Origin of the sequence: Acetivibrio saccincola (genome assembly GCF_002844395.1) — a bacterium.
GTDB classification, from domain to species: domain Bacteria; phylum Bacillota; class Clostridia; order Acetivibrionales; family Acetivibrionaceae; genus Herbivorax; species Herbivorax saccincola.
The window spans coordinates 3,373,972-3,391,293 of sequence record NZ_CP025197.1; the positions used below are offsets into that span (position 1 = coordinate 3,373,972).

A 17,322-nucleotide genomic window follows, 5' to 3' on the forward strand; every position below is an offset into this window, starting at 1 on the left:
TATTGGTTCACTTAAATGAAAGTGAACATGACCTTTTCTCTAAACAATACCTTACAGTTTAATTTCAATGTCAACCCCAGCTGGCAAATCAAGTCTCATTAATGAATCAACAGTCTTAGATGTTGGAAGAAGTATATCAATAAGTCTTTTGTGAGTCCTCATCTCAAACTGCTCACGTGAATCTTTGTACTTATGTGGAGCTCTTAATATAGTAATTATTTCTTTCTCAGTGGGCAGTGGTACCGGCCCTGATACACTTGCTCCCGTTCTCTTCGCTGTCTCAACTATCTTCTCAGCCGACTGGTCAAGAATCTGGTGGTCAAACGCTTTTAACCTGATTCTGATTTTTTGTTTGTTTGCCATACATAATCCTCCTTATAATTATTACGTACAACAAGCAACTATCTGTACACTATGCCGGGTGTTTCTTTTTAAGCTATTTAAAAACTCAGGCAATAATCCCTCTCTTTTTAGGGTACTAAAACCTGAGCTGTACTTAGTCAATACCTATACTTTATGCATTACAAAATGTACAGTGACTTGTCGCCCGGTTTCTTAGAATCGGACATTCTCCTTGGAAGTTCCCTGTATCTAGTACAGCAATCTCCCAATTCATCGTATGTCTTGTCACAACATTCAATATTTTACTACACTTTTTTTAATTTTGCAAGAACTTTTTTAAGTTTAATATTGCAATTTAAAATGACAAGACTCTGAGAAATCAACTCAGAGTCTTGATATAAATCTGGCAGCGACCTACTTTCCCAGGACGTCTCCATCCAAGTATCATCGGCACTGAGGAGCTTAACTTCCGTGTTCGGTATGGGAACGGGTGTGTCCTCCTCGTTATAGCCACCAGAAAATTGTAAACTTTTTAAGGATATACCCTCAAAATTATATAATGTAATGAAGCTTTTAAGAAGCTCTTCACTCACTAAGCTACAGTAAAAGACTCTCCTTTTTCTTGATCAAGCCCTCGACCTATTAGTACCAGTCAGCTAAATGCATTACTGCACTTGCACACCTGGCCTATCTACCATGTAGTCTTCATGGGGTCTTAACCGTAAACGGTGGGATATCTCATCTTAGGGGGGGCTTCACGCTTAGATGCCTTCAGCGTTTATCCCTTCCAAACTTAGCTACCCAGCTGTGCCACTGGCGTGACAACTGGTGCACCAGAGGTTTGTCCATCCCGGTCCTCTCGTACTAAGGACAGCTCCCTTCAAATATCCTACGCCCACGACAGATAGGGACCGAACTGTCTCACGACGTTCTGAACCCAGCTCGCGTACCGCTTTAATTGGCGAACAGCCAAACCCTTGGAACCTACTCCAGCTCCAGGATGCGATGAGCCGACATCGAGGTGCCAAACCTCCCCGTCGATGTGGACTCTTGGGGGAGATAAGCCTGTTATCCCCAGGGTAGCTTTTATCCGTTGAGCGACGGCAATTCCACTCTCATACCGCCGGATCACTAAGCCCTACTTTCGTACCTGCTCGACCTGTCTGTCTCGCAGTCAGGCTACCTTATGCCTTTGCACTCAATGCACGATTTCCAACCGTGCTGAGGTAACCTTTGGACGCCTCCGTTACCTTTTAGGAGGCGACCGCCCCAGTCAAACTGCCCACCTGACATTGTCCCAAGACCGGATTCACGGCCTCTGGTTAGAGCTTCAGCATCCTTAGAGTGGTATCCCAACGACGGCTCCATATATACTGGCGTACATACTTCTATGCCTCCCACCTATCCTGTACAAAGAATACCAAAACCCAGTATCAGGCTACAGTAAAGCTCCATGGGGTCTTTCCGTCTTGTCGCGGGTAACTCGCATCTTCACGAGTACTACAATTTCACCGGGTGCGTTGTCGAGACAGCGCCCAAATCATTACGCCTTTCGTGCGGGTCAGAACTTACCTGACAAGGAATTTCGCTACCTTAGGACCGTTATAGTTACGGCCGCCGTTTACTGGGGCTTAGGTTCACTGCTTCGCTCTAAGCTAACAGATCCCCGTAACCTTCCAGCACCGGGCAGGCGTCAGCCCCTATACTTCATCTTTCGATTTAGCAGAGACCTGTGTTTTTGATAAACAGTTGTTTGGGCCTACTCTCTGCGGCCTGTCTTACCAGGCACCCCTTCTCGCGAACTTACGGGGTCAATTTGCCGAGTTCCTTAACAACGCTTCTCCCGCTCGTCTTAGGATTCTCTCCTCACCTACCTGTGTCGGTTTGCGGTACGGGTACCTCTGCTCTCGATAGTGGCTTTTCTTGTCAGTGCGGAATCAGTTACTTCGGTACTTATATTTCCCTCCCCATCAGGACTTCGAAACAACCGGCGGATTTGCCTACCGGCCTATCTACCTCCCTTGGACGAGCTCTTCCAGCCGCTCGCTTAACCTATCCCCCTGCGTCCCCACTTCTCTTAACGAACAGCGGTAGTACAGGAATTTCAACCTGTTCCCCATCGCCTACGCCTTCCGGCCTCAGCTTAGGTCCCGACTTACCCTGGGCGGACGAACCTTCCCCAGGAAACCTTAGGCTTTCGACGGTAAAGATTCTCACTTTACTCTCGCTACTCATTCCGGCATTCTCACTACTGTACCGTCCACATGTCCTTCCGATCATGCTTCTGCCAGTACAGTACGCTCCCCTACCCCTTGTGCTCTCACACAAAGCCACAGCTTCGGTACACAGTTTAAGCCCCGGACATTTTCGGCGCAGGTTCACTCGACTAGTGAGCTATTACGCACTCTTTAAATGAATGGCTGCTTCTAAGCCAACATCCTAGTTGTCTTAGCAAACCCACATCCTTTTCCACTTAACTGCGATTTTGGGACCTTAGCTGGTGGTCTGGGTTGTTTCCCTCTCGACTATGAAACTTATCTCACATAGTCTGACTCCCAAGGAACATCTATACGGCATTCAGAGTTTGATAGGGTTCGGTAACCCGGTAAGGCCCCTAGCCCAATCAGTGCTTTACCTCCGTTAGACTACCTTGAGGCTAGCCCTAAAGCTATTTCGAGGAGAACCAGCTATCTCCGAGTTCGATTGGCATTTCACCCCTATCCACAGGTCATCCCAAACCTTTTCAACGGTTCCGGGTTCGGTCCTCCGCGAGATTTTACTCTCGTTTCAACCTGCCCATGGATAGATCACCCGGTTTCGGGTCTACTGCATGTAACTTAATCGCCCTATTAAGACTCGGTTTCCCTGCGGCTCCGTACCTTTAGTACTTAACCTCGCTACATACAGTAACTCGCCGGACCGTTCTACAAAAAGTACGCTGTCGAGCCTTAACGCTCTCCAACTGCTTGTAAACATAGGGTTTCAGGTTCTCTTTCACTCCCCTCCCGGGGTTCTTTTCACCTTTCCCTCACGGTACTGCTCCACTATCGGTCACCAGTTAGTATTTAGCCTTGGAAGGTGGTCCTCCCTGCTTCCCACAAGGTTTCACGTGCCTCGTGGTACTCTGGATTCTGGCCTGTCTCTTCACTTTTCGCATACGGGACTTTTACCCTCTATGGTCCAGGCTTTCCAGCCTGATTCTGCTAAGCTCCGAGAATCATTATGCCAGTCCACAACCCCATACTAGCAAGCTAGTATGGTTTGGGCTCCTCCGCTTTCGCTCGCCACTACTCACGGAATCTCTGTTGATTTCTTTTCCTGTGGGTACTTAGATGTTTCAGTTCCCCACGTATCGCCCTATTGCACTATGGATTCATGCAATAGTACCTGAGCATTTACCTCAGGTGGGTTCCCCCATTCGGAAATCTGCGGGTCAATGGCTGTTTGCGCCTAACCGCAGCTTATCGCAGCTTACCACGTCCTTCTTCGCCTTCTGGTGCCTAGGCATTCACCCTATGCTCTTAATAGCTTGACCTATTCGGTTCTCGTAAAGTTCTTGCCTCTTACCATCTTAATGAGTTTCCTAAGAGTCTTTTGCACCCCTTAAAGTTTTATACTTTAAAGTATGCTCTTTACCCTTTTGCTTCTCATTTCGCTTCACTTACATTATATAATTTTCAAGGTACATATACCAGAAGCTAGATGTTAGATGTTAGAAGTCGGATGTCCACACTTCTTATCTCTCACTTCTAACCTCTATTTGGTGGAGATAAGGAGATTCGAACTCCTGACCCCCTGCTTGCAAGGCAGGTGCTCTCCCAACTGAGCTATATCCCCGTTTAAATACCAGAGCTTGGATTTATAGCATGCCTTCATTAACCATGCTAAAACATAACTCCTTTATCCTGCTTCCGGTTTTCAAAGGTTGGAAACCTTTCAAAACTAAACAGTGTAACTTCTGGAATGAACCCGTTATACTAAAAGCACTTGGCTTCTAGACCGACCTAGGATACTGTCTCCGGAATTCTATTCTTCCGAAGAACTAAGTTCTCCTTAGAAAGGAGGTGATCCAGCCGCACCTTCCGATACGGCTACCTTGTTACGACTTCACCCCAATCATCAGCCCCACCTTCGGCAGCGTCCCCCTTGCGGTTAGACTACTGACTTCGGGTGTTGCCGACTCTCATGGTGTGACGGGCGGTGTGTACAAGGCCCGGGAACGTATTCACGGCAGTATGCTGACCTGCCATTACTAGCAATTCCGACTTCATGCAGGCGAGTTTCAGCCTGCAATCCGAACTGGGGCTGCTTTTAGGGATTTGCTCCACCTCGCGGCTTCGCTGCCCTCTGTAGCAACCATTGTAGTACGTGTGTAGCCCAGGACATAAGGGGCATGATGATTTGACGTCGTCCCCACCTTCCTCCGATTTGTCACCGGCAGTCTCGCTAGAGTGCCCACCTCTACGTGCTGGCAACTAACGACAGGGGTTGCGCTCGTTGCGGGACTTAACCCAACATCTCACGACACGAGCTGACGACAACCATGCACCACCTGTCTCCTTGCCCCGAAGGGAAACTGTATTTCTACAGCGGTCAAGGGATGTCAAGCCCTGGTAAGGTTCTTCGCGTTGCTTCGAATTAAACCACATACTCCACTGCTTGTGCGGGCCCCCGTCAATTCCTTTGAGTTTCAGCCTTGCGGCCGTACTCCCCAGGTGGGATACTTATTGTGTTAACTACGGCACAGAAGGGGTCGATACCTCCTACACCTAGTATCCATCGTTTACGGCGTGGACTACCAGGGTATCTAATCCTGTTTGCTCCCCACGCTCTCGCGCCTCAGCGTCAGTTGCTGTCCAGAAAGTCGCCTTCGCCACTGGTGTTCCTCCTAATCTCTACGCATTTCACCGCTACACTAGGAATTCCACTTTCCTCTCCAGCACTCAAGAGACACAGTTTCAGATGCAGTGCCGAGGTTGAGCCCCGGAATTTCACATCTGACTTGCATCCCCGCCTACACGCCCTTTACACCCAGTAATTCCGGATAACGCTCGCCACCTACGTATTACCGCGGCTGCTGGCACGTAGTTAGCCGTGGCTTGTTCTTTGGGTACCGTCATTTTTCTTCCCCAATCAAAGAAGTTTACAACCCGAAGGCCTTCTTCCTTCACGCGGCGTCGCTGCGTCAGGGTTCCCCCCATTGCGCAATATTCCCCACTGCTGCCTCCCGTAGGAGTCTGGGCCGTGTCTCAGTCCCAATGTGGCCGGCCAACCTCTCAGTCCGGCTACCGATCGCTGCCTTGGTGAGCCATTACCTCACCAACTAGCTAATCGGACGCGGGCCCATCTTACACCGGATTTCTCCTTTGATCATTTCATGATGCCATAAAATGATGTTATGCGGTATTAGCACTGGTTTCCCAGTGTTATCCCCCTGTGTAAGGCAGGTTACCCACGCGTTACTCACCCGTCCGCCGCTAGGTCTACAGTGCAGCAAGCTGCTCCGTATACCCCGCTCGACTTGCATGTGTTAGGCACGCCGCCAGCGTTCATCCTGAGCCAGGATCAAACCCTCTAATAAAAATTTATCCGTAAAGTCAGCTCGCGCTAACTCCACTATTTTCATTAGAAAATTTATCTAGCTCTTACGCTTCTTATCCATGAATTACTCCATGCTTCTTGGCTAGAGTACTCAAATGAATTAACGGATTTCATTTCCATGTTACACTGTTCACTTTTCAAAGTCCAACCTTGCTTTAAAAAGCGCCCTTCTCTGAGAGCGACTTTTATATGTTACCACAGGTTTTTTTCTTTGTCAACACTTTTTTTAAATATTTTTTTAGTGCTGACTTAAACCTTACCGCTGCAACCTTATGTGCAACAGCTTTAATAATATAACATCTTTAGCGTTGCTTTATCAACTTCACAATACTGCAATTTTAAACTATAAGAACAATTTAAACAAATAAAACTTTATTATTCTTTTAAAATATGCTTTATTCGTCATTTTACTATGAAATGATTTTAAATTTTTATTTCTACCTTATATATGGTGTTTGCTTTATAATAATTATCTCAGCCTTTTTATCACTTCCACCCTGTTTCCTTTGGCGTTAAATGATATTTTTTCAGAAAGATTTGTAACTAAAATCATCCCTCTGCCGCTTTCTTTTAAATCACATACATCACAATTAATTGATTCATCATCCTTAATAGAGTTTAAAAGTTGTTTAAAGTTATACCCTTCACCTTCATCCTCTACAATGATGCAAATGGTATCCCCTTCTGTTTTTACATTAAGCTTAACTGACTTTACTGCATCATTTTTATTGCCATGACATATGGCATTTTGAATAAGTTCATATAGAATAACTTTAATTTCAAACAAAATATCTTGTTTGGTGCATATCCCTTCATCAAACAAGAATTTTAGTATTTCCTCTATTAAGGTACGGATATTTGTATTTTTGTTAACTACAAATAGCTTAAATGAATTTGATGATTTCAATTTCCTCAAATCTCCTAAATAAATTTAAATCACTAAATAAATTAACATGACTGATAATTTAGCCATATTATAATAATACCCACTAATTTGTACGGTAAACATTATAATAGGTAGATAAAAACAGGTACTTAAAATCATCTTTTATGTAATTATTCTTTTATTCTTTTGTTGAGAGAGCAAAAAAGGATAAGCACAAAATTTACTTCCCCAAAAAATTTACTTCCCCAATTAACTTTATTTCTCTAATATAGTCCTGAATTTATTTAATACTTTCTTTTCTAGTCTTGATACATACATTTGAGATACTCCCAGCTTTTCTGCTATTTCTTTCTGGGTTTTGCTGTTAAAATATCTCATGTTAATGAAATCTCTCTCTGTTTCATTAAATTTGTTTAGACTTTTTACTAAAAAGTCACGGTTTTCTACCCTTTCAAATGTAGAATCCTCTTCCCCTATAGCTTCATGAAATTCAAAATTTTCATCTGTATATACATTTTGATCAAAAGACTGGATATTATAAGCATTATTAGACTCTATTATTTCTATTACTGTTTCTTCACTAATATTTAAATGCTTTGCTATTTCATCAATGCGTGGAGGTCTGCCTAGTTTCTGTGTCAGATTATCTCTTGCATAATTTACCTTCTTGTATTCTTCATAAATCCTCCTGGGAATCCGTATAACTGATGCTTTGTCCCTGAAAAACCTTTTTATCTCACCAACAATTGTCGGGGTTGCAAAGCTGACAAACTTAACACCTTTTTCAGGGTTAAATCTCTCAACAGCTTTAATCAAGGCAATAGACGCGACCTGATACAAGTCCTCATAATCCACTCCCCTGTTTATAAACTTCTTTGCAATTATTTCTGCTAAATAAAGATATTCATTTACTATTTCATTTCTTATATTAACATCCCTTGTTTCTTGATATTTTAAAAACATAGCACTCTCTGTGTTATTTTCCATATTTAAGCATCCCTCTCAAGTACTTTGAACATAGATAATACATGTTTATCTGTGCACAATTCCACTTCATCCATTAAAGCATTTATTATGTGAATTGCCAGAGCATCACTTTCTTTTTTAAATACACATTTTATTGAAGGGTCATCACATAAATATGTAACCTTGAGGCCCTCTTCAGAAACTGAATACACAATTTTATAACAGTCAGAAACTTTGCTCCCGATGCTCACCAGCTTATTGCACACTTCTGATATTGCCACTTTTATATCCTCTATGGCTTCAATATCAAAACCTATCCTGCTTCCAACACCTGAAGCTACCAGCCTTGCAACACTTACATACCCGGCTTTAAAGGGCAGGACCAGTTCTATATTATCAGAAACACCTTCCATACCTTTCACCTCTCTATTCCACTTCAAATATTTTGTCTAAACCGGTAATGATAAATAATTTTTTAATATTATCTTTAAGGTTTATTATTTTTATTTTTTTTTCATACTGCTTTGCTTTTTTTAAAGCACCTACAAAAATCCCAAGACCGGTACTGTCAATATAATTAAGTTCTTTACAATCAATTATTACGTCCTTTTTATTACTTTCAACTACTCTATAAAGATTTTCCTTTAGTTCCTGGGAAGTATAAATATCAACTTCCCCGGACAAAACCACTTTAACGTGGTCACCGGCTATCTCCTCTACAAAGTTCAGCTCTTCAGCCATACAAATGGCACCTCCTCCTATAACAATAACTGATTAAACAGCAGCTTTATAAAGTTTCTGTTCTTTTATAAAGTTTCTGTTTTAATATATTACTAATCTTTAGGCTTCATTGTTGGAAACAGCAGTACATCACGTATGGAATAAGAATCAGTAAGTAGCATTACCAGCCTGTCAACACCAATACCTAGTCCGCCTGTTGGAGGCATTCCGTATTCTAATGCAGTTACAAAATCTTCATCCATCATATTAGCTTCTTCATCCCCTGCTTCCCTTTTCCTTACCTGGTCTAAAAACCTTTCCTTCTGGTCAATGGGGTCATTCAGCTCTGAATAAGCATTTGCCATTTCCCTGCCTGTAATAAACAATTCAAATCTCTCAGTCAATTCCGGTCTTTCTGGTTTTCTCTTTGTGAGAGGTGAAACCTCAACGGGGTAGTCCATTATAAAAGTTGGCTGTACAAGATGCTTCTCTGCAAATTCTTCAAACATAAGGAAAAGAATCTCTCCCTTTGTAGCTCCTTCCTCAACTTCAAGGGATTTTTCCTTAGCTATCTGCCTTGCTTCTTCATCAGTTTCTATTTTATCAAAATCAACCCCTGCATATTCTTTAACAGCCTCAATCATGGTCATCCTTATCCATGGAGGTGTAAGGTCAACTTTCTCTCCCTGATATGTAATTACAGTTGTACCTAATACCTCTTCTGCCACTTTAGAAATTAAACTTTCTGTAAGCTCCATCATTCCCACATAATCAGTATACGCTTCATAAACCTCCATAAGTGTAAATTCAGGGTTGTGTTTTACTGACATTCCTTCATTTCTGAACATCCTTCCCAATTCGTATACCTTTTCAAGGCCTCCCACAATAAGGCGCTTTAAATAAAGCTCAGGAGCTATTCTAAGGTACAAATCTATATCCAATGTGTTGTGATGGGTTATAAAAGGTCTTGCATTTGCCCCGCCCGGGATAACATTTAAAAGAGGTGTTTCCACTTCTAAAAATCCTCTTTCATCTAAGAATGACCTTATAGCCCTTATTATTTTACTTCTTGTAATAAAAGTTTCCCGTACATCCGGATTTACAATAAGGTCTAAATACCTCTGCCTGTATCTTAAATCCACATCCTTTAGTCCATGCCATTTTTCAGGCAATGGCCTTAGGGACTTTGAAAGCAGCTGTATTTCACTCGCCTTTACAGATATTTCTCCTTTTCTGGTTCTGAAAACTTCCCCTTTTACCCCAAGAAAGTCACCAATGTCAAATTTCTTAAAACCTTCATATGCTTCTTCACCAATTTCATTAACTCTTATATAAATTTGAATTCTTCCGTCCCTGTCCTGTATATCACAAAAACTTGCTTTCCCCATGTCTCTTTTGGACATAATCCTGCCGGCAATGGAAACATCTTTGCCTTCCATATCTTCAAAATTATCAATTATAAATTTTGTTGAATGACTTACATCATATTTTACTACCTTATAAGGGTCTTTATTGTTCTTTTGAAGTTCTTCCAGCTTCATTCTTCTTATTCTCAGTATTTCATTTAAATCTTGTAAGTCTTGGCTTTCAGCATTGGTTTGTTGCTTTTTTTCATCAATGTTATTTATATTTGTCATTATTAATCCTCCCACTAACAAACTATATTTTAAAATCAAAAGTATTAAAAGCTAATATAATTATAAAATAAACTGACTATAAAATAAACTAACTATAATTATTAACTACTCATAATTATAAAATAACAGCTTACACTATCAATGTAAACTGTTATTCTATAATTATATAATATTTATATCTAATTATACAACATTTTAATATCATTTGCGGATATCTAAAATCTTATACTTAATAACCCCGTCCGGTACCTGGACTTCTACAATTTCATCTTTTGCCTTTCCAATAAGTGCTTTACCTACAGGTGACTCATTGGAAATTTTGTATTTACTTGGATCTGCTTCTGTGGAGCCAACTATATAATACTCAACTTCCTCATCATATTCCATATCATAAATACTTACTTTTGAACCAATGCTTACAACATCAGTCTTTATATCATCCTCATCAATAACTTTTGCACGCTTTAACATACCCTCAAGTTGAACAATTCTTCCTTCCACCTGGGCTTGTTCATTTTTAGCTTCATCATATTCAGAATTTTCAGATATATCTCCAAACGAAAGTGCCTGCTTTATTCTCTCTGCTACTTCTCTTCTTTTGACGGTTTTTAGGTATTCCAGCTCTTGTTCTAACTTTTTCAGACCCTCGAACGTTAGAACAACTTCTTTGTTAATCATTTGAAGCCTCTCCTTTACTTATAATTTTGTGTTGATAATATATGCTTTGTTTTTTTATTCTAGTCCATTGCAACTCACAATTACAAAATAAAGTATTTATACTTTATTCAAGTATCCCTTAAAAAAACCTTTTAAAACTTTTTTAAAGAAAATAGTAAATTGCATTGAAGACAGAAAAACACGGCTATTGTGCTTATAAGTTCAGATACAGAGCTTAGTACTTTGAATGTAAAATGTTCCCTAATATATTTATCAAAACTTTTAACTATTATAGACCACTATATTAATATTGTCAATAACAGATTAAATTTTGATAGTGTCAATTTGTTGTAGGATAATTAAACTTAAAGGTATCCCCATCTTTTTGATACAACGGGCTATATCACATACCCGCTGCGTTGTATGCCCTTTAAAATTGTTGATATTGGAGTTTTTTTACCCATGTTAAAAGCGGGTATGTTGTTTAATTTCTCATGTGTAGTTTTACTAAATACTTCTTTGCCCTTTTTTATGGTTTCTTTTTTTATCTTGTATTGTAAATTTACTTTTGTAAAATGATTTGGAGTTATCTTCCCACCGTTTTGGCAATAGATTCTTATATCTGCTATGGTTTTTAGACCTTTCTTGCTCCAGCCCATAGGTCGAGAACTAAAACGGCTGGATAATATATGGCTAATATGACCCTCTGTGCAGCTGCCACTTACTCCTTCTTCTTTGTATATAGTGATGGCTTCCCAGTTGTTTTTTATGTAGGTTCTAAATTCATGTATTCTCTCTCGCTTTTTAGGGCTTTGAACACCATGCTTAAGCTCTGTTACTAGTTTACAAAATTCAATCCAATTGCCTTCGTAAATACTTCTGTATATTGATTTTCTGTATTGCTCTTGACCTGCTGTAGCTTTGAGGATGGCTTTGTTTAGGTGATATTTGTCTAGGACCATTTTGGATTTGGGTAACCATTCTTGGCCGGTTTTTATCCAAAGGGCACCATCTCCGTGAATATAGATGCGCTTTAAATAGTCTATGTCATATCTGTCATAAATGTAGTTGGCAACTTTTAACCATGTTTCTTCAGGATTTTGACCGTATCCATGTATGTGGTAGGGATTTATACATTTTCCCCGTTTTCCTATTCTTTTTGTGCCTTCGTATATGGTAATCAGTGGAACTATGGCGTTTTTGCCATTCTGCAGAGCAACATGGTCTTCATCGGCATCTATGTGTATAACCTGCATTTTGCGCTTTGGCCCTTCAGCTTCCATCTTTAGTTTTTCTTCCTTTAGTTTTCTCGTTTTGTTCATTACTGTTTGCCGACTTATCAGGCCACCGGTTGTATATTGACTGCTTTTAGCGTAGGAGTTATCGCCGGAGTATTCTACCATGTCAGCTGCTACCGCTGTTGATATTCTATCATAGGGGTCTATTCCTAAGACTGTATCGACTAGGTATATATATGTATCATTTTTCTTATCGTAAAAGTAGGTCCTGTGGTATGTGAGCACTCCGAACTTTGTAAAGATTTCTCGTTTATCACTATTTCGCTCTACTACAATGCCGTTTTTTCTTCGCCATTTCTTATCGGCTTTTATCTCCTTATCAAGGTTTTCCACGTAGATTTTCATCATATTTAGTATGAAGTCAAAGGTGATGGTCTCTAGTCCAGTTTCCAGTTCTTCTAGTTTCTTAGCATTAGGTTCGCTCATGAAATTCATGATTTTATGGATGAAATTTTTGCAGTTTTGTATTACAATAGTATTCACAAGAGATCCTCCTTTTCAAAGGTTTTTGATGGTGATTCTATTGTATCAAAAAGTGAGGATCTCTTGTTTTTTTATCCTTAAAATGTCCTACAATTATTTTACACTATGTTAAATTTTTAAATCTAAATTTTTACACTCTGTCCCCTGAAAACTTCCCACAAGGGAAGTTATTTTATAACCACTTTTTAAAAATTGGCTCAATATACTGCTTACAGTACTATTATCGGCAATATTCCCGTTAACATTAGTCCTGTCTTCACTATGGCAAAAAATAATAGATGCCAGCTCAAGTTTTGTAAAACAGCTTATTGTATTTTTATCCAATGCACTTTCAAATGAATTATCAAACTTAATGGAAATACCGTTCACAACTATGTTACTAAAAATAATCTCATCTGAATTGAGAGTGCCGTAATTTATCACTATTGCATTGGATTTTATCTTTTTACCTTTTTTAAAATTATTAAAATCACCTAAGTTTATAATTATATCTAAACCGTCTAAACCGCTTTCAATATCTTCGGTAAGTCTTATAGATAAACCGGTTTCATAATATATCTTATCAATCTCCTCCTGAATATTTTTCTTTTTATTAGTTATGATAGTAATAAACTTCACTAAAGGTGACAAAAGTTTTATATATGAATAAAGTAAATTATTATTGTCCCCATGCAAAATTCCAATCTCAAATTCTTTAATGCTTACACCTTTTTTCTCTGCTATTATTTCTAAAATGTTAACTAAAAGTGCAGCATAGATAAAATGCCCTGAAAAGGGGTTTTTAATGCATATTCCAAATTCTAGGCTTTCAGGTGCTGAAACAGGTAAAATGCATTTATCCAAGCGGTTTTCCACAGAATATTTATATATGTTTTTTTTAAATCTTTTTATTTTAAATCTCTTAAATTTATTTATTTCTTCCAGTGTATATTTAATTCTTATAATGTATATATTAAGTTCTTCGTTTATTTTTATTTTTTTTGTTGGTTCATCAATAAATTTTCTTAAAAAAAACCTTTTTATCTTTAATAATTTACTTTCTTCTTTGCTTGAAAATACAATTAATCCTAAATTAGTCATCTATCCACACATCTCCAAATCTATTTAAGACCTTTTGTAAAATTCAAATGCTGCCTTGCTTTTATCTATATATATTACTTCAGGTAATTATATATTCTGTAAGGAGACATTTGGGAAATATAAATATTTTTATTTTATAAAAAATTAAAAGAGCAAACCTTACGGCCTGCTCCTTTATAACACCTTTAAATTAGTACTGTAAAGAATTAATGCTGTAGTTTGGAGCTTCTTTTGTTATATAAATGTCATGAGGATGACTTTCTCTTAAACCTGCATTTGTTATGCGTATAAATTTTGACTTGGTTTGAAGGTCTTCAATATTTTTTGCACCACAGTAACCCATTCCATGCTTTAAGCCCTCAACAAGCTGGAATACAATGTCTGATAAAGGCCCTTTATATGGTACCCTTCCTTCAACCCCTTCAGGCACAAGTTTGTTTGCATCTTCCTGAAAATACCTGTCCTTACTTCCTTTTTGCATAGCAGCTAATGAACCCATTCCCCTATATACTTTAAACCTTCTGCCCTGGAAGATTTCTGATTCTCCCGGGCTCTCTTCCGTACCTGCAAAAAGATTACCAATCATGACAACATCAGCTCCTGCTGCTATTGCTTTTGCAATGTCACCTGAATATTTAATGCCGCCGTCTGCTATTATTTTAATCCCGTATTCCTTTGCAGCCTGAGCACAGTCATATATAGCAGTAATTTGGGGAACGCCGATACCTGCAATTACTCTGGTGGTACATATTGAACCGGGTCCGATTCCCACTTTAACAGCGTCCGCACCGGCCTCTATTAAATCCCTTGTAGCTTCTGCAGTTGCCACATTACCTGCAATTACCTGGATATCAGGGTACGCATCTTTTATTCTCTTTACCCCTTCAATGATATTTTTGGAATGTCCATGGGCAGAATCTAAAGTTATGACATCAACCTTAACATCTACAAGGGCTTTTACCCTTTCCATCATATCAGAAGTAACACCTACTGCAGCCCCCGCTAAAAGCCTTCCCTTGGAATCCTTTGCTGAATTAGGAAATTCAATGGCTTTTTCAATATCCTTTATGGTTATAAGCCCCTTTAAATTCCCCTCTGAGTCCACAATAGGAAGTTTTTCTATTTTGTGTTTTCTCAATATTTCCTGGGCTTCATCAAGGGTTGTCCCCTCCGGCGCTGTCACCAAGTTTTCCTTTGTCATGGCTTCTTTAATCTTCTTTTGGTGATTTGTTTCAAACCTTAAATCCCTGTTGGTTATTATACCCACCAATTTAGTGCCTTCTGTTATGGGAACACCGGAAATTTTGTATTTTGCCATCAACTCCATGGCTTCGTATACATGATGCTCCGGTGAAAGGTAAAAGGGATCTACAATTACACCGTGTTCTGACCTTTTCACCTTGTCCACTTCTTGTGCCTGGTCTGTAATAGACATATTTTTGTGTATTATGCCTATCCCGCCTTCCCTTGCTATGGCAATGGCAAGCCTTGAGTCAGTAACGGTATCCATAGCAGCACTCATAAGGGGAATATTCAGCTTTATTTCTTTTGTTAAATAGGTGGATACATCAATATCCCTTGGCAAAATTTCTGATTTTTGCGGTATCAAAAGCACGTCGTCAAATGTTAGTCCTACTTTGGAAAATCTATCTTCCACATCGGTCCCTCCCTGTTTTACAAAAATATAATACCCTGTTTTATTATTATCCATGTTATTTTGTAACGGTTTTTTTATAAAGCTTTATGCTACAAGTTCACAAAAGCCCAAAATACTATTTAATCTAAAATACTGCTTAATAAGTATCTTCAGAAATAGTTAGGATAATTATACTAAAAGAACATAATCAGCGTCAAGGAAAATCAATAAACAAATATATATTCATTGTTTTCGTTTAATTTAAGCCATTGTTCGTATCCATCTATTTCCTTTAAATTCCGGTAAAGTACGTCCCATATATTGTCAGATACAAAATACATACTCCAGGCACATACACCTGCAAGATTGTATTTATGAACTAGGGAAGATTTAAGGTTTATTGAGTTTTCGTCTTCCAGCCAGATTCTAAACCTGGAATTTTCTTTTTCATATTCTGCATAAAACTGCCCGCTTTCCTCATCCCACACAACTTCTGCGTCGTTTTCTATAATTGTATTTTTAGCCTCTTCCATTGTAAGAGCCACACTTGAAAGGCTCATGGCACCATTTTCCGTCTTTTCCTCCCAAAGCCTTGTGTAATAAGGCAGCCCTAAAAGGAGCTTTTCCCTTGGAACACCTTCTTCCTCAAGAACCCTTTTTAAAATCCTCTCCTGCCAGGAAACCTGTGCCACAGAGCCTGCCACCGGACTTGTTCTCCAGTGCTGGTCGTATGACATGTACATAATATAGTCCGCAGTCATGCTAAGAGCCTTTTTGTCGTAGCAGGGAATGTCATTTACATCAACGGAAACCACAAGCCCCTGTTCTTTTAATTTTGGGGTTATAATTTCTATAAAGCGGGTAAATAAATCCCTGTCCCTTTGATAAAAGTTTTCAAAGTCAATATTTATGCCGTCTAAATTGTAAAGGGATGCGTACGCTAAAATTTGTCTTGTAAAATTTTCTATGGCTTTATCATCTTTTAAAAATTTACTTGTCATCTCTGCATCCTGAAAATCATTGCTCAATAGCGCCCATACCTTGTATCCCTTCTCATGAGCCCATTTTACATAGCCAGAGTATGCCCTGTTCATTAAATCCCCTTTGGAATTTTGAAGCTGGAACCATGTGGGGGATATAATGTCCAAACCTTTCATATCAGGTACAGACCAGGGATTGCTTCTTCTGGTATACACCATGTCCCACACCAGATTAATTTTACCCTCATAAGCCTCAGAAGAAGACTTTTTTTCTTTTTCTTCATCTAATGATTCTTTTTGCTCTTTCCCTGATATAGTCCCACCTTCTATTTTTGCAACTACATATTGTTTTTCTATAAATCCTACAATCCCATCCCATGTCCTGATTTTATACCATTTATCATATTCTTCAAAAATCCTCATTTGATATTTGAAGCTGTTACCGGTGCCGTCAAAATCATCAAACCTCCGGAGTATAGGATATTTAGAATCCCTTCCGCTTCTTAGCACTGCTCCGGGTTCTATGATATTGGCCGTATGGAGAAAATCCTTTTTATAATCTATTATAACCACATTGTTTTGCTCTACATGTGTAATTTCAATACCATAAAAATCACTTAAAAACTCTATGGGAATATAAATTACATCCTCATCTTGTACAATGGGAATATTTAAGCTTAAAAGACCGTCATTTACAAAGGAAGTAAGACCTCCTGTTTTCATTTTTATTGTTCTGTCCTTTGTTGAAACTATAACCTTTTGTGAAGTTTCATCCCATTTAAGAGAAGGGTCAAAATACTTTTTTAAAGTGTCAAAATCTAATAGTATCTCCCCATTTTCAATTTTTAAGCTTTTGGGGGAAGTTATATATTCATCTTCAATTATAAGATTAAACCCTCCCTCTTCAAAGGCAGGAATTAAATTTTCATTGGAATGGTTTAATCTAAAAACAACATATGCCAATGCAGAAACAATCAGAATAGCTATAACAATAGCAGCAGCTTTTTTCACAATTTGTACCCCCTCTTGTCAGGTA

Annotated in this window: 11 protein-coding genes, 1 tRNA gene and 3 rRNA genes; all 15 read right to left on the reverse strand. The window is 39.0% G+C overall.

Going from position 1 to position 17,322, the window contains the following annotated elements; translation table 11 throughout:
* Positions 1-51: 51 nt before the first annotated feature.
* The 15 genes from rpsJ to HVS_RS15215 all read right to left on the reverse strand — a co-directional run bounded on the left by rpsJ (position 52) and on the right by HVS_RS15215 (position 17,297).
* The gene (gene rpsJ / locus HVS_RS15145) at positions 52-363 is read right to left on the reverse strand and encodes a 30S ribosomal protein S10 (protein ID WP_101303644.1); all 312 of its coding nucleotides are present in this window, start codon (positions 361-363) and stop codon (positions 52-54) included.
* Positions 364-743: 380 nt separating this feature from the next.
* Positions 744-860 (reverse strand): 5S ribosomal RNA (gene rrf, locus HVS_RS15150).
* A gap of 104 nt (positions 861-964) precedes the next feature.
* Positions 965-3,877 (reverse strand): 23S ribosomal RNA (locus HVS_RS15155).
* Positions 3,878-4,103: 226 nt separating this feature from the next.
* Positions 4,104-4,179, reverse strand: a tRNA-Ala gene (locus HVS_RS15160).
* A gap of 220 nt (positions 4,180-4,399) precedes the next feature.
* Positions 4,400-5,923 (reverse strand): 16S ribosomal RNA (locus HVS_RS15165).
* The 16S, 23S and 5S rRNA genes sit together here with 1 tRNA gene alongside, the layout of an rRNA operon.
* A 489-nt stretch (positions 5,924-6,412) precedes the next feature.
* On the reverse strand, positions 6,413-6,850 hold the full coding sequence (locus tag HVS_RS15170; RefSeq protein ID WP_157942942.1) for an ATP-binding protein: 438 nt from the start codon (positions 6,848-6,850) through the stop codon (positions 6,413-6,415).
* Positions 6,851-7,084: 234 nt separating this feature from the next.
* On the reverse strand, positions 7,085-7,816 hold the full coding sequence (locus tag HVS_RS15175; protein WP_101303648.1) for a SigB/SigF/SigG family RNA polymerase sigma factor: 732 nt from the start codon (positions 7,814-7,816) through the stop codon (positions 7,085-7,087).
* 2 nt (positions 7,817-7,818) lie between these two features.
* Positions 7,819-8,208 carry an ATP-binding protein gene (locus tag HVS_RS15180; RefSeq protein ID WP_101303650.1) on the reverse strand — a complete coding sequence of 130 codons (390 nt, stop codon included), beginning with the start codon at positions 8,206-8,208 and terminating at the stop codon, positions 7,819-7,821.
* A gap of 13 nt (positions 8,209-8,221) precedes the next feature.
* A complete protein-coding gene (locus tag HVS_RS15185) occupies positions 8,222-8,536 on the reverse strand; it encodes an STAS domain-containing protein (RefSeq protein ID WP_101303652.1) in 315 nt (104 codons plus the stop codon).
* Positions 8,537-8,628: 92 nt separating this feature from the next.
* On the reverse strand, positions 8,629-10,056 hold the full coding sequence (lysS, locus tag HVS_RS15190) for a lysine--tRNA ligase (protein ID WP_479715010.1): 1,428 nt from the start codon (positions 10,054-10,056) through the stop codon (positions 8,629-8,631).
* A 297-nt stretch (positions 10,057-10,353) separates the two neighbouring features.
* Entirely contained in the window at positions 10,354-10,830 is a 477-nt protein-coding gene (gene greA / locus HVS_RS15195; RefSeq protein WP_101303657.1) for a transcription elongation factor GreA, read from the reverse strand.
* Between the two features lie 377 nt (positions 10,831-11,207).
* The gene (locus tag HVS_RS15200) at positions 11,208-12,590 is read right to left on the reverse strand and encodes an ISLre2 family transposase (protein ID WP_101298771.1); all 1,383 of its coding nucleotides are present in this window, start codon (positions 12,588-12,590) and stop codon (positions 11,208-11,210) included.
* 108 nt (positions 12,591-12,698) lie between these two features.
* Positions 12,699-13,670, reverse strand: coding sequence for a Rossmann-fold NAD(P)-binding domain-containing protein (locus HVS_RS15205; RefSeq protein WP_101303659.1), 972 nt, complete (start codon positions 13,668-13,670; stop codon positions 12,699-12,701).
* Positions 13,671-13,860: 190 nt separating this feature from the next.
* Positions 13,861-15,327, reverse strand: coding sequence for an IMP dehydrogenase (gene guaB, locus HVS_RS15210; protein ID WP_101303661.1), 1,467 nt, complete (start codon positions 15,325-15,327; stop codon positions 13,861-13,863).
* Between the two features lie 203 nt (positions 15,328-15,530).
* Positions 15,531-17,297 (reverse strand): glycosyl hydrolase family 18 protein, encoded by a 1,767-nt coding sequence (locus HVS_RS15215; protein ID WP_242971606.1) that lies wholly within the window; start codon positions 17,295-17,297, stop codon positions 15,531-15,533.
* Between the last annotated feature and the right edge of the window lie 25 nt (positions 17,298-17,322).